The organism is Granulimonas faecalis, assembly GCF_022834715.1.
GTDB lineage: Bacteria > Actinomycetota > Coriobacteriia > Coriobacteriales > Atopobiaceae > Granulimonas > Granulimonas faecalis.
In genome coordinates this window covers 47633-72627 of the sequence record NZ_BQKC01000001.1, presented here as the reverse complement: position 1 = coordinate 72627, position 24995 = coordinate 47633, and the positions used below count along the sequence as shown (strand labels likewise).

General features: G+C 66.9%; 21 protein-coding genes and 1 pseudogene. 6 read left to right on the top strand and 16 right to left on the bottom strand.

Annotated elements, in window-relative coordinates; genetic code table 11:
• Positions 1–43: 43 nt before the first annotated feature.
• Both OR600_RS00330 and OR600_RS00325 read right to left on the bottom strand, forming a co-directional pair.
• The gene (locus OR600_RS00330) at positions 44–994 is read right to left on the bottom strand and encodes a class I mannose-6-phosphate isomerase (protein ID WP_204407259.1); all 951 of its coding nucleotides are present in this window, start codon (positions 992–994) and stop codon (positions 44–46) included.
• Positions 995–1036: 42 nt separating this feature from the next.
• A complete protein-coding gene (locus tag OR600_RS00325; protein WP_251164205.1) occupies positions 1037–1756 on the bottom strand; it encodes a GntR family transcriptional regulator in 720 nt (239 codons plus the stop codon).
• Between the two features lie 124 nt (positions 1757–1880).
• On the opposite strand from OR600_RS00325, the pseudogene deoC reads away from it, so the two are divergent.
• From deoC to OR600_RS00310, 3 genes and pseudogenes are all read left to right on the top strand, one after another.
• Positions 1881–2555 (top strand): annotated as a pseudogene (gene deoC, locus OR600_RS00320) (deoxyribose-phosphate aldolase); the annotation flags it as partial.
• Positions 2556–2669: 114 nt separating this feature from the next.
• Complete coding sequence (locus tag OR600_RS00315; RefSeq protein WP_265590424.1) at positions 2670–3575, top strand: YitT family protein; 906 nt, start codon at positions 2670–2672, stop codon at positions 3573–3575.
• Between the two features lie 113 nt (positions 3576–3688).
• A complete protein-coding gene (locus tag OR600_RS00310) occupies positions 3689–3868 on the top strand; it encodes a hypothetical protein (RefSeq protein WP_204828952.1) in 180 nt (59 codons plus the stop codon).
• Between the two features lie 129 nt (positions 3869–3997).
• Here the strand turns inward: OR600_RS00310 and nifJ are convergent, their stop codons facing one another.
• The 6 genes from nifJ to ptcA form a co-directional block, all read right to left on the bottom strand.
• Positions 3998–7567, bottom strand: coding sequence for a pyruvate:ferredoxin (flavodoxin) oxidoreductase (nifJ, locus tag OR600_RS00305; protein WP_251164204.1), 3570 nt, complete (start codon positions 7565–7567; stop codon positions 3998–4000).
• 369 nt (positions 7568–7936) lie between these two features.
• The gene (locus tag OR600_RS00300) at positions 7937–9268 is read right to left on the bottom strand and encodes a PTS sugar transporter subunit IIA (protein ID WP_265590423.1); all 1332 of its coding nucleotides are present in this window, start codon (positions 9266–9268) and stop codon (positions 7937–7939) included.
• An 85-nt stretch (positions 9269–9353) separates the two neighbouring features.
• Entirely contained in the window at positions 9354–10751 is a 1398-nt protein-coding gene (locus OR600_RS00295; protein WP_265590422.1) for an APC family permease, read from the bottom strand.
• An 86-nt stretch (positions 10752–10837) separates the two neighbouring features.
• The gene (aguA, locus tag OR600_RS00290) at positions 10838–11980 is read right to left on the bottom strand and encodes an agmatine deiminase (protein ID WP_204406328.1); all 1143 of its coding nucleotides are present in this window, start codon (positions 11978–11980) and stop codon (positions 10838–10840) included.
• Positions 11981–12035: 55 nt separating this feature from the next.
• A complete protein-coding gene (locus OR600_RS00285) occupies positions 12036–13475 on the bottom strand; it encodes an APC family permease (protein WP_135977913.1) in 1440 nt (479 codons plus the stop codon).
• A 74-nt stretch (positions 13476–13549) separates the two neighbouring features.
• Positions 13550–14635: a putrescine carbamoyltransferase gene (ptcA, locus tag OR600_RS00280; protein WP_204406329.1), complete on the bottom strand. Its 1086-nt coding sequence runs from the start codon at positions 14633–14635 to the stop codon at positions 13550–13552.
• 1091 nt (positions 14636–15726) lie between these two features.
• On the opposite strand from ptcA, the gene OR600_RS09935 reads away from it, so the two are divergent.
• The 3 genes from OR600_RS09935 to OR600_RS00265 all read left to right on the top strand — a co-directional run bounded on the left by OR600_RS09935 (position 15727) and on the right by OR600_RS00265 (position 17247).
• A complete protein-coding gene (locus tag OR600_RS09935; RefSeq protein ID WP_135977911.1) occupies positions 15727–15930 on the top strand; it encodes a helix-turn-helix domain-containing protein in 204 nt (67 codons plus the stop codon).
• 208 nt (positions 15931–16138) lie between these two features.
• On the top strand, positions 16139–16756 hold the full coding sequence (gene purN / locus OR600_RS00270; RefSeq protein WP_265590419.1) for a phosphoribosylglycinamide formyltransferase: 618 nt from the start codon (positions 16139–16141) through the stop codon (positions 16754–16756).
• A gap of 134 nt (positions 16757–16890) precedes the next feature.
• Entirely contained in the window at positions 16891–17247 is a 357-nt protein-coding gene (locus OR600_RS00265) for a hypothetical protein (protein WP_135977909.1), read from the top strand.
• Between the two features lie 174 nt (positions 17248–17421).
• On the opposite strand, the gene OR600_RS00260 is transcribed toward OR600_RS00265, so the two are convergent.
• The 8 genes from OR600_RS00260 to OR600_RS00225 all read right to left on the bottom strand — a co-directional run bounded on the left by OR600_RS00260 (position 17422) and on the right by OR600_RS00225 (position 24572).
• Entirely contained in the window at positions 17422–17829 is a 408-nt protein-coding gene (locus OR600_RS00260) for a hypothetical protein (protein ID WP_135977908.1), read from the bottom strand.
• Positions 17830–17865: 36 nt separating this feature from the next.
• Positions 17866–19032, bottom strand: coding sequence for a sensor histidine kinase (locus OR600_RS00255; RefSeq protein WP_168354018.1), 1167 nt, complete (start codon positions 19030–19032; stop codon positions 17866–17868).
• Between the two features lie 14 nt (positions 19033–19046).
• A complete protein-coding gene (locus OR600_RS00250) occupies positions 19047–19742 on the bottom strand; it encodes a response regulator transcription factor (RefSeq protein ID WP_265590418.1) in 696 nt (231 codons plus the stop codon).
• A 65-nt stretch (positions 19743–19807) separates the two neighbouring features.
• On the bottom strand, positions 19808–20161 hold the full coding sequence (locus OR600_RS00245; protein WP_135977905.1) for a hypothetical protein: 354 nt from the start codon (positions 20159–20161) through the stop codon (positions 19808–19810).
• Positions 20162–20203: 42 nt separating this feature from the next.
• Positions 20204–20902, bottom strand: coding sequence for an ATP-binding cassette domain-containing protein (locus tag OR600_RS00240; protein ID WP_135977904.1), 699 nt, complete (start codon positions 20900–20902; stop codon positions 20204–20206).
• Positions 20903–20911: 9 nt separating this feature from the next.
• Entirely contained in the window at positions 20912–22006 is a 1095-nt protein-coding gene (locus tag OR600_RS00235) for a hypothetical protein (protein ID WP_135977903.1), read from the bottom strand.
• Between the two features lie 169 nt (positions 22007–22175).
• The gene (gene purM, locus OR600_RS00230) at positions 22176–23240 is read right to left on the bottom strand and encodes a phosphoribosylformylglycinamidine cyclo-ligase (RefSeq protein ID WP_265590417.1); all 1065 of its coding nucleotides are present in this window, start codon (positions 23238–23240) and stop codon (positions 22176–22178) included.
• 300 nt (positions 23241–23540) lie between these two features.
• Positions 23541–24572, bottom strand: coding sequence for a putative endonuclease domain-containing protein (locus OR600_RS00225; protein WP_135977901.1), 1032 nt, complete (start codon positions 24570–24572; stop codon positions 23541–23543).
• Positions 24573–24995 lie beyond the last annotated feature (423 nt).

Here is a 24995-nt window from a genome sequence, read left to right as displayed (position 1 = left end):
CTCGTCCTGCGGGCGCAGAGAAGAGGTCCGGAGAGGGGAGGGCTTATGCTCCCACCGCGCAGAAGAGGCGCATGGGACCTGTAAGGCTTACGGGACCCGTCGCCGCCGGGACGAAGGCGCTTTCAAACGTTGCCAGCTCGGCCGTGCCCCCTTTCCACGAGGCGGTGCCGTAGCCCTCCACCACCATCACCGCCGCGGGGCGTCCTTGCGGGTCCCAAGTCAGGCCGCGGGAGACGTCGAGCACAAGCGCCTCGTAGCCGTCGGCCGACACCGACGCCCGCATGCCAGACCCCAGCCCCGTGCCGCACCCTACGACCTGGGGGCGACTCGTGGGATCGACCACGGCGAGGCCCTGCTCCACATGAAGCTCGCGAGGGGCGCCCGAGGCGTCGGTGCGCCCATAGTCGAAGAAGCGGTACGTGACGTCGGAGTCGGACCCCAGCTCGGCCGCGAGCACGCCGGCGCCCAGGGCATGCAGCGTTCCGGCAGGCACGTGCACCACATCGCCCGCGGACACGGGCACGCGCACGAGCAGCGCGTCCAAGCTGCCGTCTTCCACGGCGGCCTTCAATTCCTCCACAGAAGAGGCGCTCGTGCCGGCCACAATGGTGGCGCCGGGCTCGGCCTCCACCACGTACCAAGTCTCCGTCTTGCCGTGGTCGCCCTCGTGGGTGCGCGCATAGTCCTCCTGCGGGTGCACCTGCACCGAAAGCGCCTCCGCGGCATCGAGAAAGGCTCCGCGCACCATGGCGTGGCCGCCCAGGCATCCTGCGGGGTCGGCGTCCACCACGGCCCCAAGCCCCACGCCGGCCCACGGCCCCACGACGACGCGGCTCTCGCCATGGGGATGACGGCTCACCTCCCAGCTGGTGCCCACAGGGCCCTCGATTCCACGGGCGGCGGCCACGCGGGCGGCGCCCCAAACGGTGCGCACGAGACAGGGCTCCTGCACCAGAACGCCGCGCGGGACAGGGCGGTTCACGTCTGCGGTCATGGGCGTCTCCTTGTCTTGGACCAAAGCCCGGCCTGCCGGGCCTCAGTCTTCGGTGGTAAGGGTTACGGTGAACGTGTTGACGTCTCCCCGATAGAGCGCCACGGAGTACTCGACGGCCTGACCGGTCTTGGCACGCCCTACGCTCTTGAAGAGAAAGCACGGCTGCCCCTCGTCTATGGCAAGAAGCTCTGCCTCCACCGGGTCCGGCAGCGCCGCCTCGAGCACGCGGCGCACAGTCTCCACCGGCAGCCCGCTCTCGGCAAAGACGTCGTAGAGCCCCTCGCGCTCAAAGTCGTGGCCGAGAAGCCCGGGGAATACCGACGTTGGCACCCAGGTGCGCAGCAGCACCGCCGGCTCCTCGTCCAGATAGCGCAGGCGCATGAGCGACGCCACGGGGTCCCCCTCCCCAATGCCCAAGGCCTCGGCCACCTCCGGGGAGGCCCCTTGGATGCGGGCTTGCAGCACCCGCGTGGCAGGAATGGCCCCCTGCGCCTCCACGTCGGCCCCGTAGCTCATCAAGGCGTCCATGAAGCGCTGCTCCACTTTGCGCCGCCGCACCACCGTGCCGCGCCGACGGCGCTTTTCCACGTAGCCGGCATCGGCCAGAAGCTGGATGGCCTGTCGCAAGGTGGGTCGGCTCACGCCGTAGGCCTCGGCCAGCTCCGGCTCTGCGGGGAGAAGGGAGCCCGGCGGGTACGTGCCGTCACACATACGGGCGAGCAGGTCGTCTCGAATCTCTTGGTATCGCGGAGTCTGACTCACGAGGAAAACTGCACTTTCATGTCATAGGTTAATCTTCTCAGGCAATTCTACCCCAGAATCCCCTTGATGTTACTTACTTATTCTGTAATATGTCTAGTAAAGGCAGACCACAGACCAAAGGGGAGCTATGAGCCGCTACGACGCCATGATCGACCACACCAACCTCCGTGCCGACGCCTGCGATCAAGATATGGAGACCCTCTGCCAAGAGGCCCGCGACCACGGGTTTGCCATGGTGGCCGTCAACTCCGTGCAGTCGGCGCTCTGCTCCGCGCTGCTAGCCGGCACCGGGGTGCATACCGGCGCCGCCATCGGCTTTCCCTTGGGACAGACCACCATCGCTGTCAAGGTCTTTGAGACCCGCGACGCCATCGCCAACGGTGCGGACGAGATCGACTACGTGGTCAACCTCACCGCCGTCAAGAACGGCCAGTGGGACCTCGTGAAGCGCGAGATGACCGAGATTGTGGGCGCCTGCCGCGAGAGGGGCGTCATCGTCAAGGTCATCTTTGAGAACTGCTACCTCACCGACGACGAGAAGATCCGCCTATGCGAGATTGCCTCCGAGGTGCGCCCCGACTTCATCAAGACCAGCACGGGCTTCGGCACCGGCGGCGCCACCTTCGAGGATGTGGCCCTCATGCGCGAGAACGTGGACCCCGCCGTGAAGGTCAAGGCCGCCGGCGGCATCCGCGACGCGGAGACCTTCCTCAAAATGGTGGAGCTCGGGGCCGAGCGCATCGGCACCTCCGCCGGCGTGGCCATCATGGCAGAGCTCGCCGAGCAGGGCCTCGCCTAGGGCGACCGTTTGACAAGACCGGTCGTCCGACCCATCCTTCAAGCCGGCAGCACACCCGCTTGAAGGGCGGACCCGGTGACACCCGACCAGAGACCCAAGGCCTATGTACCGCCCATGAGAAGCGCCGCCCCCGCCGTGCTCGACGAGGGGCGGCGCGCCCAGTCGCGCCGGGAGAGGCCCAGCCTCTCCCGCACGGCCGTCTTCGTGAACCTGGGACTCATCCTCACGGCCCTGGGCATCGTGATCTTCAAGGCCCCCAACCACTTCGCCCTCGGGGGCACCTCGGGCGTGGCCATCATCCTGTCCACGCTCTTCCCCACCCTCGACGTGGGCGCGTTCATGTGGATCCTCAACGTGGCCCTCGTGGTGGCCGGCCTCGTGTTCCTCGACGTGCGCACCATGGGCTGGACCATCTTCGCGTCGTTCGCGCTGTCGTTCTACGTCTCGCTCTTCGAGTGGGTCTGGCCGGTCGTGGACCCGCTCACCTCCAACAAGCTCCTCGAGCTCTGCTTCGCCGTAATGCTGCCCGCCGCCGGTAGCGCCCTCGTGTTCAACGTAGACGCATCCACCGGCGGCACCGACATCCTGGCGATGATCCTCAAGGCCCACACCAGCCTCCAGATCGGCCGCGCGCTCCTCGTGGTGGACGGCCTCATCGTCGCGTTCTCCGTGGGCCTCTACGGCGCCGAGACGGGCATGCTCTGCATCCTGGGCCTGCTCGCCAAGACCATGATCGTGGACGACGCCATCGAGGGCTTCAACCAGTCCAAGGTGTGCACCGTGGTCACGCAGCACCCCGAGGAGATCGAGGCGTTCCTGGTGGACGAGCTGCACCGCACCTCCACCATGTGCGACGCCCGCGGAGGCTTCTCCGGCATGGCCCTCACCGAGGTCACCTGCGTGCTCACGCGCTCCGAGGCCGTGAGGCTGCGCAACCACCTGCACCTCACCCAACCAGGCACCTTCATGACCATCGTGAGCACCTCCGAAATCGTGGGCCGCGGGTTCCGCAACGTCTAAGGCTCCATGCCGTTGCCGTGGCGACGTCCCGCGCGACCGCTCCCCCGCCCCCGGCCGGGTATGTACCTCCCCACGGAGACACGGCGCCGCGGCGCCCCGACAGAGGAGGAACCATGGACCTGGAGAAGAAGGCTGCCGAGATGGAGGCCAACGCGGCCGACCCGACGATCGTGGAAGACGCCCAGTCCGTGGCGGAGGAGGTCGAGGGGGTCGGCGTGTCCCTGGCCACCGACCCCGACGAGCCCGCCGACAAGGGCTTCGTCCCCCAGAGCCAGGTGGAGCTCGAGGGCTAGCCTCCCGCACCGCCCGCGGCCCATGGCCGCCAGCACGGGCCGTCCTCACCGTCGCCGACCCACAGAAAAGGGGCCGCACCTCCTCGGGTGCGGCCCCTTTCTCAAAGACCTTGGGGTGTGGGGACAGGCCTACTCGGCCTTGCCCTCCTCGTCGTACATGTCCTTGAGCTTGACCAGGTGGTCGTAGCGGTCCATGGCGGCCTGCTCGTTCTCGGCAAAGAGCTCGGAGGCGCGGTCAGGGAAGAAGCGACGCAGCGAGGCGTAGCGGTTCTCGTTCTCCAGGAACTCCTGGTAGCCGCCCTTGGGCGCCTTGGAGTCGAGGGTGAACCGCTTGCCGGCGGGGGCGGCGGGGTTGAAGCGGAAGAGGTTCCAGTAGCCGCAGTCCACGGCGCGCTTCTGCTCCTCCTGACAGTGGAGCATGCCGCCCTTCTTGATGGAGTGCATCTCGCAGGGGCTGTAGCCGATGATGAGGGACGGGCCGTCGTAGGCCTCGGCCTCGGCAAGGGCCTTGAGCAGCTGGGAGGGGTTGGCACCCATGGCCACCTGGGCCACGTAGACGTAGCCGTAGCTCATCATCATCTCGGCGAGCGGCTTCTTCTTGATGCCCTTGCCCTCGGCGGCGAACTGCGCCACCTGGCCGAGGTTGGAGGCCTTGGAGGCCTGGCCGCCGGTGTTGGAGTAGACCTCGGTGTCGAAGACGAAGACGTTCACGTTCTTGCCGGAGGCCAGCACGTGGTCGAGGCCGCCGAAGCCGATGTCGTAGGCCCAGCCGTCGCCGCCGAAGATCCAGAAGGACTTCTTGGACAGGTAGCACTTGTTGGCGGCGACGTCCTCGGCGATGGGATTGTCGCTCTTGACGAGCGCGGCCGCGTAGTCGGCGGAAACCTGCTGGGAGACGCCGGTGGTGTCGCGGTTCTCGAGCCACGCGGTGGCGGCGTCCTTGAGACCCTCGGGCAGGTCCTCGACCTCGAGGAGCCTCTCGGTCTGGGCGACGAGGCGGTTCTGCTCGGCCTCGTAGCCGATGAGCAGACCCATGCCGTGCTCGGCGTTGTCCTCGAACAGGGAGTTGTTCCACGCGGGGCCGTGACCGGCGGCGTTGCAGGTGAACGGCGAGGTGGCCGCGGGGTTGCCCCAGATGGAGGAGCAGCCGGTGGCGTTGGAGATGAACATGCGGTCGCCGAAGAGCTGGGTCACCAGGCGGGCGTAGCCGGTCTCGGCGCAGCCGGCGCAGGAGCCGGAGAACTCGAGCATGGGCATGGAGAACTGGCTGCCGCGGGTGTTCTTGTCGCTGAAGAGCTCACGCTTCTCGGAGACCTCGTTGACCGCGTAGTCCCACACGGGCACCTGCGCGGCCTCCTCGGCCTGCGGCACCATGGTGAGGGCGCCGCCGTCCTGCTGGGTGGACTTGGGGCAGGCGGAGAGGCAGTTGTAGCAGCCCATGCAGTCCAGCGGGGACACAGCCACGGTGAAGGTGTAGCCGGTGCCCTTGGGGACCTTGAGATCGAGGGTCTTCATGGCCTCGGGTGCGTTGGCGGCCTCCTCGGGGTCCATGACGATGGGACGGATGGCAGCGTGGGGGCACACGTAGGCGCAGTTGTTGCACTGGATGCAGAGCTCGGGGTTCCAGCGCGGGACCATGACGGCGGTGCCGCGCTTCTCGTAGGCAGAAGCGCCGAGCTCGAAGGCGCCGTCCACGTGGTCCATGAAGGCGCTCACGGGCAGGCTGTCGCCGTCCATGCGGTTGATGGGGCCGAGGAGTTCGCGCACCTGCTTGACGATGGCCTCGCGACCCTTGAGGTCGTCCTCCTCCGGGACGTCGGTGGCATCCGCCCAGTCGGCGGGAACCTCGAACTTGCGGAACGCGGTGGCGCCGGCGTCGATGGCCTTGTGGTTGGCCGCGACCACGGCGTCGCCCTTCTTGGAGTAAGACTTGGTGGCGGCGTCCTTCATGTACTGGAGGGCCTCCTCGGCGGGCAGGATGTCGGCCAGCGCGAAGAAGGCGGACTGGAGCACGGTGTTGGTGCGCTTGCCCATGCCCACCTGCTCGGCGAGGTCGATGGCGTCGATGAGGTACACGTTGACGTTGTTCTTGGCGATGTAGCGCTTGGCCTCGGCCGGCAGGTGCTCGGCGAACTCCTCGTCGGACCACTGACAGTTGACCAGGAAGGTGCCGCCCGGCTTGACGTCGCGCACCATCTTGAAGCCCTTGATGATGTAGCTGGGGTTGTGGCAGGCCACGAAGTCGGCCTTGGTCACATAGTAGGGCGAGCGGATGGGAGAGTCGCCGAAGCGCAGGTGGCTCACGGTCACGCCGCCGGTCTTCTTGGAGTCGTACTGGAAATACGCCTGGACGTACTTGTCGGTGTGGTCGCCGATGATCTTGATCGAGTTCTTGTTGGCGCCCACGGTGCCGTCGCCGCCGAGGCCCCAGAACTTGCACTCGATGGTGCCGGGGGCCGCGGTGCCGGGGGCGTTGGGGTCCATGGGGAGCGACAGGTTGGTGACGTCGTCCACGATGCCGATGGTGAACTCGCGCTTGGGCTCGTCCTTCTTGAGCTCCTCGTAGACCGAGAAGGCCGCCGCGGGGGGCTCGTCCTTGGAACCGAGGCCGTAGCGGCCACCGATGACGGTGAGGCCCTCGATGCCGGCCTCGGCCAGGGAGGTGATCACGTCCTGGTAGAGGGGCTCGCCGATGGAGCCGGGCTCCTTGGTACGGTCGAGCACGGCGATGGACTTCACCGTGTCGGGAAGCGCGGCGGCGAAGTCCTCCACGGACCACGGGCGGTACAGGCGGACCTTGACGAGGCCGACCTTCTCGCCGTGGGCGTTGAGGTAGTCGATGACCTCCTCGAGGGTGTCGCAGAAGGAGCCCATGCAGACGACCACGCGGTCGGCGTCGGGGGCGCCGTAGTAGTCGAACAGGTGGTAGCTGGTGCCGAGCTTCTCGTTGATCTTGTCCATGTAGCCCTGGACGATCTGCGGCAGCGCGTTGTAGGCGCCGTTGCAGGCCTCGCGGTGCTGGAAGAAGATGTCGCCGTTCTCATGGGAGCCGCGGGCGGTGGGGTGCTCGGGGTTGAGGGCGTGGTCGCGGAAGGCCTGGACGGCGTCCATGTCGACCATGTCCTTGAGGTCCTCGAAGTCCCACACGGCGACCTTCTGGATCTCGTGGGAGGTACGGAAGCCGTCGAAGAAGTTCAGGAACGGCACGCCGCCCTCGATGGCGGCCAGGTGGGCCACCGGCGAGAGGTCCATGACCTCCTGGACGTTGCCCTCGGCGAGCATGGCGTAGCCGGTCTGGCGGCAGGCCATGACGTCGGAGTGGTCACCGAAGATGTTGAGCGCCTGGGTGGCGACGGTGCGCGCGCTCACGTGGAGCACGTTGGGCAGGCCCTCGCCGGCCATCTTGTACATGTTGGGAATCATCAGGAGCAGGCCCTGGGAGGCGGTGTAGCTCGTGGTGAGCGCACCGGCGCCGAGGGAGCCGTGGACGGCGCCCGCGGCACCGGCCTCCGACTCCATCTCCTGGATCTTCACCGGGGTGCCGAAGATGTTCTTCAGGCCCTGGGCGGCCCATTGGTCGACGTGGTCGGCCATGGGGCTCGACGGCGTGATCGGGTAGATGCTCGCCACCTCGGTGTAGGCATACGAGACCCAGGCTGCGGCCTCGTTGCCGTCCATTGACTTGAACTTCCTTGCCATACCCTCTCCTTCTGAAGCGTTGCGGGCCGCCCCGTCAAGGCGGCCCTGTACCGGGGCTTTCCCCGGGAGATCCCTTGGTGCCGGAAGCCCGGAGGCACCGGCCCCGACCCCGTGGTCCCGTGGCTGGGACGACAGAGGCTGCTCGGGTGCCGACGCACCGTTGCCCTTGATTATCGCTCAATCTCAACAGAAATATGAGAGATTCGGCACCCTGTATGACCGTTTCGCCGTGGTCGATGCGTTTCCGCTGTTGGAACACCTCCCGACCCGATGTGGAGGAGTGGGGTGCAACCGATTCCACGGCGCCGCCAGTCCCCCATGGGGCCGTGGACGGTAAAAGATATATCAAATTCCCAGCGACGGGCGCCCCTAGGGAAGCTGCCTCCGGGGCGTCGAGAGCCCGCGGGCGAGGGCGTCGAACACACGCTCACCGAGGAGGGCGGCCACGGCGTCGTGGTCCGTGAGGAAGGCGGAGAGACGGCCGAACAGCCCCTCGAAACGCTCGCCGTCGCCCTCGCCGAACCCGAACAGGAACACGGCCTCGGCCCGCTCGCCCGACTCGTCCCAGAGCACGGGCTCGTCGAGTAGGCCCACGGCCACGAACGTGCGGGGACACATGCGCCCCATGGGGTGCGGGAGGGCGACGCCCCCGCCGAAGGCCGTGGACGCCGCCTCCTCGCGGTTCCACACGGCACCCTCGAACCCGGCATCGACGTAACCGGCCGCCCGGGCCGCCTCGCAGAGGGCGTGGAGCGCCTCGGCCTTGGTGCCCGCGGACAAGTGCCCGAAGAACAGCCCCTCGGGGAAGAACGGCAGGAGGTCCACGTCACCCTCGTCGGAGAGCAGGCCGCGCACGCGGTCGGCCTCGGAGTCGTTGAAGAAGTAGCTGATGGTCACCGTGGGCACCGGCAGCTGGGCGTCAACGGGCACGGTGGTGAAGACGTAGTCCACGTGGGAGAGGTCGCGGAACAGCAGGTCGTCGCGGTCGCAGAGCTCCACGCGGCCCAACTGGGGGCCGAACTCGCTACGGATGCGGTGCTCGAGCATGCGGGCGCTTGTGTGGCCCGTGGCACACACTACCACGATGTTCTTGCGGGGCACGCGCTCGCGACCCCGCTCGAGGGCCAGGGCGAAGGCGAGGGCGATGTAGCCCAGCTCGTCGTCGGAGGGCTTGGAGCCGTAGGCCCCCTCGAGCACGCCGGAGGTCGAGGCCGCCATGGCGAAGGCCAGCGGGTAGCGGCTCTTGACGTCTCCCAGCAGCGGGTTCTCCACCGTCTCGCCGGACCGTAGGCGCTCGCCCAGGGGCTCCACGTGGCGGGCGAGGTTCATGCGCAGCTCGAGGTCGTCGGAGAACCCGTGGGAGAAGGCCTCCTCGGCGGCCTCCACCATGGAGCCCGCCACCTCCCAGGCCCTTCCGGAAAGCTCGAGGGGGAGGTCGTGCCCCTCCTCCTCCACGGCCTGGGCGGCGTCGACAGGGCCGTCCGCGATGAGGGCGCGCAGCCGGGCGCCGTCGACGACCTCGACGCGCAGGTGGCCGCGGGACAGCACGACCTCGGCGGCACCGGCGAGGTCGTAGTTGGCGCGCTTGCGGTAGTCGCGCACCGTGCGGTCGCTCACGGAGAACCGCTCGGCCACCTCGTCGACGGTGGCGCCGGGGTGGGCCATGACGTAGGCCGTGAAGGCCTTGAGCCGCTCGTCCACGCCGCCACTCCTCTCTCCCCCGCCGACACGCCACCCCCATTGTAGGCAATGGCCGGAAAACCGACGGTTATGGCGGGTGCCGGGCTCAGGCGCCCGGCGCCGGCGTCCCCGCGCCGGCGGCACGCCCCCGGGACCCGCCCCGGCGACATGCCAGCCGCACAGCCTCTCCGGCCGCGAGCAATACGACCGTACCGGCGAGCAGCGGGAACTTGGCCGCCTCGTCGGGCCCGGGCCCGAGCGGCACCACCGTGGCCGCCACGGCGAGCACGATCTCGACCATGGGGGCCGCCAGCACCGCGGCGAGGGCGCGGCCGCCAAACGGCGCGCGGAACACGCGCTCGGTGGGGTCGGTGCGCCGCAGCCGGGCGAAGGCCGGGAACATGGGCAGGTAGCTCAGGAGCAGGAACACGACGTTCATGGAGAAGAACACCCAGAAGACCTCGGAGTCCTCGCCGAGGGGCACCTGGAGCAGGAGCACCAGGCTCGCCACGACGCCCGTCATGAGGGCGCTGCCGTCGGGCATGGAGGTGGCGGCCGACCTCCGGGCGAAGGGCCGGGGCATGTTGCCGTCCTCGGCGGCGCGGCAGGCCACGGAGTTGATGCCGAACGACCAGCTCACCATGTTGGCGAAGAGCGTGACGAGGAACGCGGCGCCCACCACCCACACGAGGGGCGACGACCCGCCCACCATGGCGGTCACGGCATCCACGATGCCGGAGTCGAGGTTGAGCGCCTCGGCGGGCACGGCCGCGCCGATGCCCACACCGCACAGGATGTAGACGGCCGCGATGGTGACGCCGCCCACCACGATGGCCACGGGGATGTCACGGCGGGGGTTGTCCATGGACCCGGCGAAGGTGGCCACCACCTCGAAGCCCATGAAGTTGAACAGGATGATGGAGAGGTACGTGAGCGAGTCGGGGTTGGCGAGGTCGGGCAGGAAGGTCTCGGGCCCCATGGGGTTGGCGAACCCGTTCTCCGCCGCGAACCACACACCCACGCCGCCCACGACGAGCGTGATGAACACCTTGATGACCGCGCCGCCGTTGAGGATCCAGTCGGCGTCGCTCACGGGCGAGCATGCGGCCCACGTGACGCCCCAGACAAAGACGAGCTCCGCGCCTATGCGCGCCCAGAGCGGCAGCGCGACGCCCCAGACGCCCGCGAGCACGCTCGGGAAGATGCAGGCCACGCTCGCGATCCAGAGGGGGAAGTTCACCCAGTAGTACCAGGCGCACCGCGACCCCCAGGCGTCGCCCAGCCCCGAGCGCACCCAGTCGTAGAGGCCGCCCTCGGAGTCGAAGGTGCTGCCGAGCTCGGCCACCACCATGCCGTAGGGCAAAAGGAACGTGACGATGAGCACGCCCCACCAGAAGAACTGCACGTTGCCCATGGCCGACGCCGGCGCCACCGCCTCTATGGTGAACACCACGCAGATCACGGACAACACCACGTCTACCAACGAGAACCTCTTGGCCGGCATGGCGGCCTCCTCCCAAGGTATGGGGGACCCGCGCCGACGGGTAGACGCGGGTCCCTTGTCAGATGAGCCTCTCGGCAGGACCGCCGCTAGGCGACGCTCGGCTGCTGCTGGGTGATGCAGTGGATGTTGCCGCCGCCGTAGACGACCTCCCAGCTCTGGCAGCCCACGACCTCGCGGTCGGGGTAGATGGCCTGGAGCTGCTCGATGGCCAGGGCGTCGTTCTCGTCGCCGTACTGGGGCACGATGACGCCCTTGTTGGTCACGAGGTAGTTGAGGTAGCTGGCGATGAGCGGCTCGTCGGCCACACGGGGCTCGGCGTTCTCGTCGACGTCGATGGTGTCGCAGGCCTCCTGGGTCATGTACAGAGGCTTCTTGGGCAGGCAGAGGGTGTGCACCTTGAGGGTGCGGCCGCGGGCGTCGGTGGTGGCGGCGAGGATGGCCTGGGCGGCCTTGGCCTCCTTGTAGAAGGGGTAGTCCTCGTCGTCGGTGTCGATAACCACGACCTCGCCGGGGCGCACGAAGCAGGCCACGTCGTCGATGTGGCCGTTGGTCTCCTCGGGGTCGATGCCGTCCTTGACCCAGATGACCTTCTCGACGCCCAGGTACGCGCGGAGCTTCTCCTCGCACCACGCGCGCAGCTCCTCGCTCCAGGGCTCGAGGCCGTTGACGGAAGCGGAACGGCCCGGGGAGAGCAGGCACATGTCGGTGGTGAGGCAGGTGCCCTCGCCGTCCACGTGGATGGAGCCGCCCTCGAGGATGAACTCCTCGGGACGGTAGCGGTCGCACCCCACGATGCCCGCCATCTTGGACGCGATCTCGTCGTCCTTGTCCCACGGGAAGTAGAGGCCGTCGTAGAGGCCGCCGTAGGCGTTGAAGTGCCAGTCAACGGCGCGCAGCTCGCCGGCGCCGTTGACCACGAAGGTGGCGCCGGTGTCGCGGATCCAGGCGTCATCGGAGGTGAGCTCGACGACCTGGACGTTGTCAACGCCGTCGAACACGGCCTGGGCGTTCTTGAAGTCGGGCTCGTTCACGCAGACGTAGACCGGGGTGAAGCGGGCGATGGTGCGGGCGATCTGGGCGTACTGGGCCTGGGCCGGCTTGGCGCCGAAGCTCCAGGTGTCGGTGCGGCGGGGCCAGAGCATCCAGACACGGTCCTGGGGCTCGAACTCGGCGGGCATGTGGAAGCCGTCGGCGGCGGGATTGGAGACGGACTCGGGGATGACCTTCATGGTGGGGCTCCTTTCGGTGGGTCAGGCGGGTCGGGAACCGTCGGGGTCGACGGGGTTACTGGTGGTCCTCGCCGTGCTCGGCCTCGTCGGCCAGGCGCTCCGCGGCGAGCTCGGGGGTGAGGCCTGCGAACTCCTCGGCGCGGCCGCGGGCGGAGACGATGCGCACGACCTCGCCCAGGGCCACGAAGATGAGCACGCCCACGAGCATCGGGACCTTGGAGAGCTCGTCGGCCGAACCGTTGAGCGGGACGATGGTGGCGACGATGGACAGCACCAGCTCGATGGCGGGCACCGCGAGGGCCACCTTCATGGCCGCGCCCTTGAACGGGAAGGTGAAGACGCGCGGGCGGTCGGGGTCAACGGAGCGGAGCTTGAGGAAGGCCGGGAACATCGGGATGTAGCTGATGAGCAGGAAGACGACGTTCATCGAGAAGAGCATCCAGAAGATCTGGTCGGAGATGAAGTCGACAGGGATGAGCTGCAGCATGAGGGCGAGGCTCGCCACGACGCCGTTGACCACGTTGGCGCCGTTGGGCATCTCGGTCTTCTTGGACTCGATGCCGAACACCTTGGGCATGTTGCCGTGCTTGGCGGCGTAGTCGGCCACGAAGTTCACACCGAACGACCAGCTGGCCATGTTGGCGAAGAGCGTCACCAGGAACACGATGCAGATGACGGCGAAGAGCGGGGAGTCGCCCACCATGGTCTGGACGGCGAGGATCATGCCGAAGTCGGGGTCGATATCGGCGGTGGGGATGGCGGCGCCGATGCCGAAGCCGCAGAACAGGTAGATGGCACCGATGGCGAGACCGCCGAGGATGATGGCCTTGGGGATGTCCTTCTCCGGGTTCTTCATGGAGTCGGCGAAGGTGGTGACCACCTCGAAACCCATGAAGTTGAACAGGATGATGGACAGGAACGTCAGGGCGCTCACGTTGGTGAGGTCGGGCAGGAACGTGGCCGGGCTCATGTCGTTGGCGAAGCCGTTGGCCGTGGCGTACCAGATACCCAGGCATCCCACCACCACGGCGATGGCCACCTTGAGGATGGCGCCGCCGTTGAGCACCCACGCGGAGTCGGAGACATTGGACGTGGCCATGAGCACGACGATCCACACGAAGGCCAGCTCGATGGCCAGCTTGCCGAGCACCGTGAACTCCATGCCGGTCACGAATCCGATGATGTCGGGGAAGAGCGTGGCGCACGAGGCGATCCACAGGGGGAAGTTGATCCAGTAGTACCAGGCGACGCGAGAGCCCCACCTGTCTCCCAGGGCGTCTCGGACCCAGTCGTAGAGGCCGCCGTCGGAGTCGTAGGTGGTGCCGAGCTCAGCCACCACCATGCCGTAGGGCAAAAGGAACGTGACGATCAGGAAGATCCACCAGAAGAACTGGGCATTGCCGATGGCGGCCGCGGGGGCGGCGGCCTCGGCCACGAAGACGACGCAGATCACGGAGAGGATCACGTCGAGGAACGAGAACTTCTTGCCGGCCACGGCGCTCCTCCTTTCTCTTGAGGAAGGAAGGGGCCCGGCCGCGGAGGCAGGGCGGCCGGGCCCCGGGGATGGGCCTACTCGACGGAGGAGGCGGGAAGGTCCATGGCCTCGAGGGCGCCGACGAGCTGCTGCTTGGCGGCGTCGACCTCGTCGGTCACGACGTTCCAGGGGCAGAAGGTGACGAGCAGGCCGCGGATGGAGTGCTTGCGGTTCTCGGCCTCGACCCAGCAGAGGGAGCGCTCGGGGTCGTCCATGACCTCGTCGGTGACCTCCTCGCCGCGAGTGGCGGGCAGGCAGTGCATGAACTTGGAGTCGGGGCCGGCCAGGTTCATCATGTCCATGGTCACCTGGTAAGTAGGATAGAAGACGTCCATGTAGGAGGCGCCGTCCACCTGCTCGTCGTAGAGGCCGTACCAGACGTCGGTGTAGACGAAGTCAGCGCCCTTGATGCACTCGGGGTCGTCGGAAACGGTGATGGCGCCGCCGGAGACCTTGCAGTTCTCCTCGCCGATAGCCATGAGCTGCTTGCCAAAGGCAGCGCGCTCCTCATCGGTGCCTACATGCAGGGCACCGTCGGGAATTTGATGCCCCTTCGGCCCGAACTGCACGAAGTCCATGCCCATCTTCGAGCAGATGAACATGAGCGATACGCAGGTCTGGGTGGCGTCGCCGATGAAGGCAAACTTACAGTCCTCGATCTTCTTACCGGCGGGCAGGTTCTCGATCATGGTCATGAGGTCGCCGAGCTCCTGGGTGGGATGGTTGAACTCGCTCATGCCGTTGATGACGGGGGCCGCGGAGTACTTCGCCAAGCTCACTACATCCTTATGACGATTGACGCGGGCCATGAGGATGTCCACGAGGGAGCCCATGACCCGGGCCGTGTCCTCCACCGACTCGTGGCCGCCGAGCTGGATGGTGCCGGGGCCGTAGAACTGGGCGTGGCCGCCGAGGTCGGTCATGGCCGTCTCGAAGGAGATGCGGGTGCGGGTGGACACCTGCTGGAAGATCATGCCCAGGGTCTTGTCCTGGAGCAGGTGGGGGTAGTAGCCGTTCTTGATGCACTTCTTGAGGGCGATGGAGAGGTCCACGATCTTGAGGATCTGCTCCTTGGTGAGCTCGTTGGAGTCGATGTAGTCCTTGGGGAACCCTGCGGCCATGGCGTGCTCCTTCTCTGCTAGAAGTAGGGCGGGTCCTTGGCGCCCGCCATCTATCCATGGCCCGACTATGCGGTCTGATATGCGAATCCGTCGAGGTTATTTGGGGTTTAGAGGCCGTTGGCGGAAATCAACCCAAGATAAACCCCGGGCACGCCGCTCGCCGACCTAGGTTTAGGTCCTGTTCAGCCGCACAGACCGACGGTTGACCATGCGTTAGACTCGAAACCGAACCCGCAGCGGGAAGGGGGCGCCTGTGGACGGTTTTTTCTTTGCCTACACCTTGGCCGTGCTCGCGGTGTGCCTCGTCTCCACGGTCCTGCAAGCCATGGCGTGGAGCGTCAAGCGGAGCCGCGCCTTCGTGGCCGCGGGCTGGTTCTTCTCGGCCTACTTCGTGGAGCTCGGCGTCATATTCCTCGACGAGCACCTGCACCAGAACGTGGTCTTCCCCACCGAGGCCTACTACGCCGTGACCTACCCGGTGGCCCGCGTGGCCATCGCCTGCATGCTCTGGGGCTCGCTCTGGGCCTGGGTGCTCACGGCCGTGGACGCCTACTCCAGGAAGCGCCTGCTCTGGCCCGTGACGCTGTTCGCGGCGGCACAGGTGGCCTGCCTGGCGCTCCTTCCCTACGGTGCCCTGCGTCAGTTCCTCTTCTACACCTGCCGTCAGGTGTTCTGCGCCGCCATGGGCCTCTTTGCCTGGCGGGCCTGGCGGGCGGCCCCCACCGACGAGCAGCGCGCCTGGATGGGCCGGCACCGCCGGCTGCTCCTGTTCTTCATGGTGGGTGTTGCGCTCACCGTGGCCGAGGACTCCCTCGTCATCCTCGTCATGGAGCCCGCCAAGTCGGGGGGGCTGCCCCTCTACCTCTCCGAGCGCAACTTCTGCGAGAACGTGCTCATGGTGGTGCTGGCCGCGGCCCTGGACCGCATCGCCTGGAGGGAGATCTCGTTCCGCCTGACGGCCACGCCCGCGGCACCTCCCACCCCCCGCACCGGCGGTGCCCACGGCACCTGCGACCGCCGCACCGGTGGCCGAGACGGTCGCCGCGGCGCCGACGGCCGGCGACGCCTTCTCCGACCACGTGGACGAGCTCATGCCGCGCTTTGCCTCGGCCCACGGTCTCACGACCCGGGAGCGCGAGGTGCTGGGGCTCGTGTTGGAGGGACGCACCAACCAGCAGATGGCCGACGCCCTCGTGGTCTCCGTGGGCACCGTGAAGACCCACGTGCACAACATCGTGCGCAAGTGCGACGCTGAGAACCGCGCGGACCTCAAGGAGCTCTTCTGGAGCGAGTGAGGCGACGCCCCCAGCCACGCGTGACAGCGGTGCCTGGCCCATCTGTCACTTCGCCTATTGCGAAGGTTATGATTGCCGGACGGCCCGGGCCCCGGGACCGAGCGGCCCCTCGTGCCAGGAATGCCCGCGGCCGCGCACCCGGCCTCGCCCGCCACGGCGGTCCCTCTATACTGGCAGGGCAGAGGCAAACGAGACCCAGGGAGCGCCCATGACCATCAAGCTCGCCATCCTCATCAGCGGCAGTGGCACCAACCTCCAGGCCATCATCGACGCCGTAGAGGAGGGCAGTCTCGACGCCAGTATCGAGCTCGTGCTGTCCAGCCGCCCCGAGGCCTACGGCCTCAAACGCGCGGCCGAGGCGGGCATCCCCGTCATGGCCCTCTCCAAGGAGGTCTACGCCGACCCCCAGGTGGCCGACGAGGTCATCGCCTCCGAACTCAAGGCCCGTGACGTGGACTACGTGGTGCTGGCCGGCTACATGCGCAAGATCGGCCCGGCGGTGCTCGCGTGCTTCCCCAACTCGGTCATCAACCTGCACCCGGCGCTCCTGCCGAGCTTCCCGGGCGCCCACGCCATCGAGGAGGCCTACGACTACGGCGTCAAGGTCACCGGCGTGACCGTGCACGTGGCCAACGCCGAGTACGACCGCGGGCCCATCATCGCCCAACGGCCCGTGGCCGTGGAGGAGGGCTGGTCCGTCGATGACCTCGAGGCCGCCATCCACGACGTGGAGCACGAGCTCTACCCCGAGGTGCTCCGCTGGCTTGCGGCCGACCGTGTGAAGATGGACGCCCTGGGACGGGTGCACGTGGTGGCGGCCGAGTAAGGCTCAAGGCACCCGATCACCGGCCACGATCAGATACCCGCCTCTTCCCTGTCTCCATGTTTTCGATGGGTGGATGAGTTGCGTGTATCTCAACTACGCATCAAGTGCCTACACCGACCTACAAGGGGCTTTCTTTGATTAGGCTCCGCACAGCGCTCGAACTCCTCCTTGTCTGCTCTCTTTGCGGCCTTTCGGTCTGTGCGTGCGGTTCTGCGAGCGACGGTATATCAATAACTGATACAACCAACCAGCCAGGGGGCACCGTGTCCGACGAAACGGGCGAGGAGCACACCGGGGTTATCACCAGCTACTCGAACGGCTTTGGCACCTTGAGAACCGACGCAGGGGAAACCTTCGACCTGGATTTTCGCTATGCAATCCCCCTTGAGGACGACGGAAGCCTAAGGGTGGGAGAGCGTATCACCGTCTTTCTCATACCCGGTGACAGCAGCGTTGAAGGTTGGGTACTGGCGTCACATTACCCCGGATAGGGCGCAGTGAAGGACCCGCCACGACCCGGAGACGCGACGACCCGTCATCTGGTGGCAGGCGAGTAGGGTGGGCCATCTTTTCTAGCTCTAACGGCTTTTTTCGCCCGTTTTTTGGCGTTAGAAGTTGTGAGCCGGTTCTAACGACACTATTTTGGCGTTAGAAATCGGCTGTCCTTACCCCGCGCGCAGCAGCCGGATGCCACGGCCGAGCAGGGCACCTACTGCCAGGTAGACCAGCCAGACGGGGCGCCCGAGCGCGAGGGCCCAGTAGACGCCGCCCATCTCGGCCCACAGGCGGAAGGCGCAGCAGACAGTGAACAAGGCGACAGCCGCCGCGACGGTCACGGCCCCGAGGCGCCCATGCCTCCCCTCGGAAACGGTGACGAGCGCGCCTGCCACCATGCCGAGGCCCACCCACAGGAGATCCCCCAGGAACAGGAGCGCGCCGCGCCAGAGGAGGTCCGCCGAGGCCGCCGTCAGGTGCGCCTCGACCCCCGTGGCGTAGCACGCCATGCCCACGACGCCGACCGCGACGACGCACAGGCCGGGGATGACGGAACGGACGGGGCTCGCAGCTCCCATGGGGCACCTCCCGCTTCTATGGAGTATGCAACCAATCTAGCATTTAGTAAAAGGAATGGATAGGTTCGCTACGGTTCGGTCGCCTTCGACCCCGAGCGAGACCTCTCCCCCCAGAGCCGTCGCATAAGCAGCCACCACAGGAAGGCCGAGACCGCAAGACCCTCCCTCGCCACGATAGAAACGGTCGAAGGCCCGTGCCGCGGATTCGGGAGAAAGGGTCTCGCCGTCGTTCGCCACCATAACCCGAAGAGTGCTTTCTTCCGCTACCGCTGAGACCCAGACATGTGCAGATGCATGTCGTACGGCATTGGTCACGAGGTTCGTGACCATGGCCGCCAACATGCGCTCGTCGGTCTCCCCCCTGATCGTCCCGGGGTCGTCGAGGGAAACGAAGACGCCCTCCCCATCGGCGACCATATCGAGGTCCTCCAATACGTCGCACACGAGCTCCCGGGCGTCCACCGTCTCCATCACCGGCCTCAACGCGCCGGCATCGGCCCTCGAAAGGGCGAGGATGTCCTCCACCTGCCGTCTCATCGAGTCGGTGGCCCTCTCCATCACCGGAAGGCCGTCGGAGGGATCCACCACCCCAGTCGCCATTGCCTCCCGATAGCCGTCTATCACGGCTATCGGGGTCTTCAGCTCATGGGACGTGTTGGCAAAGAACTCACTGAGGCGCCGTTCATGGTCCCTGCTCGACCTCGTCAAACGATACCCGAGCACAGCGATACACCCTGCGGCCACGAACGACAGGCCGAACAGGGCGACAGCCGTATGACCGATGACCGAGAGCTGGGGCGTCACGTCCACAACCAAGGCACTGGACACCCTGTGATCAACAGCCTGTGGGTTGGGCGTCCCCTCAACGACGTAGAAGAGGGTCCTACCGTCGTTCTCGAACCGCTGTACCCCGTCACCCGGGACGATACCGGCATCTTTGATATGGGAGGTCAGCGTCGGATAGTATCCGTAGGTCTCCGTATCCCCCATTCCGGGCACCGCAAGGTCGACCCGTATGACCGGCGGCAGACCGGGGTCGGTGGATGCCGGACCCACGACCACCGCCATCAGCGCCTCCCCAGCCTGAGCCTCGACGGAGCCGCGCTCCAACGCCATATACACGACCGGGAAGGCCAAGACGCATACGAGTGCGCCAACGACGAACAACATCAGACCACGTGTCGGCCGGCGACCGATGCTCATGGGTCCCATGACGGTCACCGACCGTCCGAGAACTCGTAACCGACGCCCCGCACCGTCCGGTTGTAGGCGGTGGCCCCTGCGGCAAGCAGCTTTTTTCGCAACCGTCGGTTGGCCTCGTCGACGGCCCGCGTCTGGGTAATCCGGCCCTCCTCGAAGCCCCAGACCGCCTCCAAGAGACGGTCCCTCGACAGCGCCTCACCGGGATGCTCAAGGAAGAAGCTCAAAAGTCGCCGCTCTTGGGCAGTCAGCCCAAGCGGCTTCCCCTCCACCACGAACTGGTTTCGGGCCGGGTCGAACCCCACATTCCCAAGGGACACCGGTTGTCCGGTATCGGATTCCGGGCGGTCGTAGTCGACGCGTCGAAGCAAGGCCTTGATCCTTGCCATGAGGAGATGGGGCTTGAAGGGCTTGGCCACGTAGTCGTCGGCGCCGAGAGCCAACCCGCGACAATAATCCCCGTCATCACCGCGGGCGGTCAGGATGATCACGGGGACACTGGACCGCGCACGCACCTGACGCAGCACCTCGAAACCGTCCAGCCCCGGAAGCATGAGGTCGAGCACCACGAGATCGGGGTCGATAGCCATCAGGCCCGCGAGGAAATCCTCTCCAGTGGGGAAAAGCCGGGCGTCGAACCCGTCGTTGACGAGAAACGCACCGACAAGGTCAAGAAGCTCCGGATTGTCGTCGACTACGCAGACCGTGGACATGGCTCCCCTCGCGCCGGAAGGCCCCGGCCGCTGAACGGCCGGGGCCAAGGTCAATCAGTGTTGATTCAGTTTACAAGGAAGTATTTGTACTGGTAAACCCGATATGTACCGCGATGGCCCGAGATGCACTCCCCCACACCGGACTCGGCCCGTAGGAAGTGAGGGCCGGTTCGATCGTAGCGGACACGATAACTGATCGTCTTGTACGTCGGCTTGCAATAGCTCTTGTCATGGGACGGAGTCGTATTGCAGCTCCACATCTTGAAGGTGTCCACCACCGTATCGACAATGGCCTGCGGCTCGGCGACACCACCGGGGTCGGAGGTCTTTGCCAGAGCACCAGCGGGGGCACCCCCCATAATCAGAGCGAACATCAGCATCCCGAGAACACCCATAACCGTGAACCGACTGCGCTTCATTCTTTGCTTCCTTTCTCTGCACTCTTGATATGAAAAACGACGCTACCCAGTCCTCACCTCCCCGTATACGCGCCGGTACAGCTCCTCCGCACCCGCAGGTGTCTCCACCCGACCGTCGATGCGGATAGTTCCTTCATCGATATAGGCCAGCCTGTCAGCCAACCTGCCGAGCTGTGGGAGGAGATGGGACGAGACCAAGGCACCGGCCCCTCTCTCCACCAGCTCCCTCACGATCTCCTCGTTCCGCCTCACAGCCGATGGGTCGAGGCCGTTAAAAGGCTCGTCAAACAGGAGATAGCGCGGGCCTGCGGCGAACGCCACGGCCAAGAGAGCTTGCTGCGCCATCCCCCTCGAAAGGCGGCGTACCGGGACGTCCGCATATCCGCCCATTCCGCACCGCTCGATCCAGCCACCCACATCGACGGGCGCTCCCCAGATACGACCCACAATCTGAAGATGTTGGCGCGGGGACAGACCAGGGTACAGGGGGCTCCTATCACCTGAGACATAGAAGACGTGCCGCCCGAGCGATTTGGGGTCTTTCACCCTGTCCTCGCCCAGCGTCACCGTCGAGGCCGACCCGAGGGCCCACGCCCCTGCCAGAAAGCGCAGCAGCGTGGTCTTCCCCATGCCATTGGGCGCGACAAGCCCCAATACCTCGCCAGGGCGCACCGTGCACGACGTGTCCCTGAAGATCGGACGCCCTTTGCGGGAGATGGACAGGCCTTCCACGCTATACATGGTGACCTCCTAAATACGGTTCGTTCGCCGTAGGGCGTTTCCGACAAGCGCGAGGACCGACAGACCGGCCGCCCATCCGAACAAGACGGTCAATGCCAAGGGGAAGGCCTGCGGCGTCTCCGAGAGGGGGCCGCCGTTGAAGTAGGCGCACACACCGGCAGTCTGGGCCACATAGACATGGGACCACGGTGCCCACGGAACGCCGTCATGCCCGACGACCATAGGGAGCAGGGCGAAGACCGCCACAGCGACCACGGGGAGACGCACATCGTCCACCAAGGAGAAGGCTGCTTCCACGAGCATCCCGACGAACAGGGACAGTGCGAGGAGCACCGCAGACGCCCGGAGAAGGACATCGGCGCACCCCAATGTCTCAAGCCGGTCACCTTGCACGAACACCGCAGGATAGGCAGGGTCGCCCCATCCGTTTCGTACAGCGATGACGAGGGCGGCAAGGAGAAAGGCCGCCATGACCATGGCCCACGCGAGCAGCCCGGCGAACAACCCGGACCCGAGCGATCCGATGACCTGACAGGGGCCAAGGGCCAAGAGCCTCCCGTTGGTCCGGGAGAGAACGCCGGCAAGGGCGACCAGGCATGGGGCACCCACCCAAAGGAGCCACGGCACCTGCTCGTAGACGAACGCCAGGTATGGAAGAGCCGGAAGCTCGCCCACCGTGGTGTAGACCACCGGCTCCACCAGCCCAGCGACCCTTACGACGTTGAGGGAGTTCGCCCTCATAAAGAGCTCGTCATCCTCCCACACGCCACGCTCGACAAGGGCCAACGAGACGTTCTCGTAGTCCGCCGCCGCCTGGAAGAACGCCTTGTCATCGGTTGCCTCCCGGGCGCGACCGAGGGCCTCGAGAGCCCGTTCCTCAAGCGCCACGAGCTCGCCGTCCACACCGTCTTCCCTCCACTGTTGGAGGCGACGCGACGTCTCCATGTAGTTCTCCGCACCGTATCGCTCGAGAATGTCGGCACCACCGGTCGACGCCTCGGGATAGAGAGAGGGAAGGAGGAGAAAGAGCGCCACCAGCGCGGGAAGGACATATATCCACGGCGTCCTCATCGTCACCGTGGCGACCGTGCGAACCTGACCCATGGCCACTCCCTCCTGTCACTTAACTTAAAAGTGAGATTAAGGGAGGTTCCACGGTCGTCGATACGCAAGCAGGCCTCGGTTGTGCCTCAGAAATGCCACAGAAAAGCGGGGCCAGGTCGCATGCCCAGACCCCGCCTCTCGTTGATCGGCCGATCTCTTGAGGTGCCTCCTACGCCGTGTAGCGCACCTTGCCCTCGCCGGGCACCACGGTGCCCACGGCGAACGTCGGGAAGCCCTGCTCGGCGAAGGCCGCGGAGACCTGCTCGGCGTCCTCGGGCGCGCAGACCACGGCCATGCCCACGCCCATGTTGAAGGTCTTGAAGGCCTCGTCGGGCGTGAGGCCGGCGGCGCGGCTCACGTAGCCGATCACCGGCGGCACGTCCCAGGCCACCGAGCCGTCGGCGCCGCGCTCCACCAGGGCGTCGAGATCGGCCGGCATGGCACGGTCGAGGTTCTCGGTGATGCCGCCGCCCGTGATGTGGGCCAGGGCGTGCACGTGGGCGCCCGCCGCGAGGGCCCGCACCACGGCGCCGGAGTAGATGGCGGTGGGCGCCAGCAGAGCGTCCGCCAGCGACTCGCCTCCCAGCTCGGCGCGGGGCTCCAGCAGCCCGGCGTCGTCCATGCGGTCGGTCACGGCCGCGCGCACGAGGGAGTAGCCGTTGGAGTGGATGCCGCTCGAGGCCAGGCCGAGGATGACGTCGCCCTCGCGCACGTTGTCCTTGCCCAGCATTTTGGGCGCGTCCACCACGCCCACGCAGAAGCCGGCGAGGTCGTAGTCGTCCGCGGCCATGACGCCGGGGTGCTCGGCCATCTCGCCGCCGATGAGGGCGCAGCCGGCCTTGCGGCACCCCGCGGCGATGCCGCCCACCACCTGGGCCATCTCCTCGGCGCGGAGCTTGCCCACCGCCACGTAGTCCAGGAAGAACAGCGGCTCGGCGCCGGTGACCACCACGTCGTCGGCGCACATGGCCACGAGGTCCTCGCCCACGGTGTCGTTGCGGCCCAGACGCTGGGCCAGGGCCAGCTTGGTACCCACGCCGTCGGTGCCGCTCACGAGCACCGGGTGCTCCATGGCCTTGAACGGCGCCGCGTCGAACAGGCAGCCGAAGCCGCCCAACCCCTCCATGACGCCAGGGCGGTCCGTGGAGGCCGCGGCCCCCTTGATGGCGTCCACGGCGCGGGCGCCCTCGTCCACATCCACGCCGGCGTCGGCATAGCTCATGTGCTCGCTCATGTCTCTCCCGTCTCTCTCTGCTCCCCCAACCTTATCCCATTGGGGGACTCCTCCCCGCGAGACGGCAGGCCGTCCCATCGAGGACGGCACCACCCGCAAAAGCTTCTGCGGGCGATTTTGAGGCCCGCCGCCACCCGCAGAAGCTTCTACGGGTGGAAAAGTACCCGCAAGAGCTTCTACGGGTGGTCTGGGGCGCCGTTCCCACCCGCAGAACGTTCTACGGGTGATCCGGAGGCCTGCCGCCGCCCGCAGAAGCTTTTGCGGGCGGCACCCCCGACGGGCCGCCCCGCACCTATCCCCTCACCAGAACCTGTGGGGCCCCATGATCCGGTCATGGAGCCCACGTCGCGCCTGCGAGAGGGAATGGTCCCAAGAGAACGGGCAACCCAGGTGGCCGGCGAGGCTCTCGACGGCAAGGCCCAGTGAGACCGGGTCCGCCACCGTGAGGTTGTCCCAGGGAACGATGGAGATCCCCAGGGCGTCGGCCACGGCGCGGCGCCGGCGGTCCTTGGCGACGGCCCGCCCCTCGCTGTGGTGCATAGCACTGTCGTACTCCACCGCCCATCCCGCCTCGGGCCAGCAGAGGTCGAGGAACATCGTCCGCTGGCCCCCTATGAGCCTGCCGAGCTCCTGGGGGATGTCGACGCGGTGGTTGAGCCGGGGAAGCGGGAGACCGTAGCCGCCGAGGGGCCCCGGTGCGGAGAGCCCCACACTCAGTGCCGTCTCCATGGGCGACCGCGACCCCTCCGCCGTGATGGCAAGGGCGCGGCGCAACGTGGAGGCGCCCTGACACCGGGCAGGCAGGTTCTCGGAGAAGCCCTCCAAGACCGCCTTCCCCACAAGGGGCTCGCGTCTGCCCGGGCACTCACCCAGGTCAGGTCTCGGCACATAGGTCGAGCACAGCGTGGTCGCCACCATCGCCAAGGCGGTCACATCCAGCTCCCGGGCGCGCATGAGCAGGTAGAGGTCGGGCGGCACCACGTACAGCGGCTCTTCCGCCTCGGCGAAGGGGCCCTCCATGCGGAGCAGGGAGAACGGCCCGATGCCCTTGGGAGAAAGATGGGGACGGCAGGCGCCCGACCCATGGCGGCGTCGGTCGTCGGTGACGAGGAGGTCCGGTACGACCCGACGGTCCCGGGGCGTCTCGGCCAGCCAGTGGGCGAGGTCGAGGAGCTCCTGGAAGGCCGGCAGCCGGCAGAGCCCCTCCGCCTGTCGGGCGCCGCACGCGGCGTCACGCAGGATAGGGGCCGCCTCTTCCTTCGGGATCACGGTGAACGGGGCTCGAGAGGCGTATACGATCCAAGCACCCAGGTCGCACAGCACGGTACTCATGGGACCCACGGTACAGGACGGCCCTGACCGGGTTCCGACCGGTTTCCGACCGCATCCTGACGGTGACGGTCAGGGCGACGCCGCGGGCCATGGACGGATGGCGAGACGGGCCGACGCCCGCAGAACGATCTACGGGTCATCCGGGGGCTCATCGGCACCCGCAGAAGCATCTGTGGGTGGAAAAGTACCCGCAAGGCGTTCTATGGGTGGTTTGGGGGCCCACTGCCACCCACAAAACGTTCTGTGGGTGGTCCAGGGCGGCATCGGCACCCGCAGAACGATCTACGGGTGATCGGTGGGCTCATCGGCACCCGCAGAAGCTTCTCCGGGTGGAAAAGTACCCACGGAAGCTTCTCCGGGTGGTCTGGTAGTCCACTGCCACCCGCAGGACGTTCTCCGGGTGGTTCGAGCCCCACTGCCACC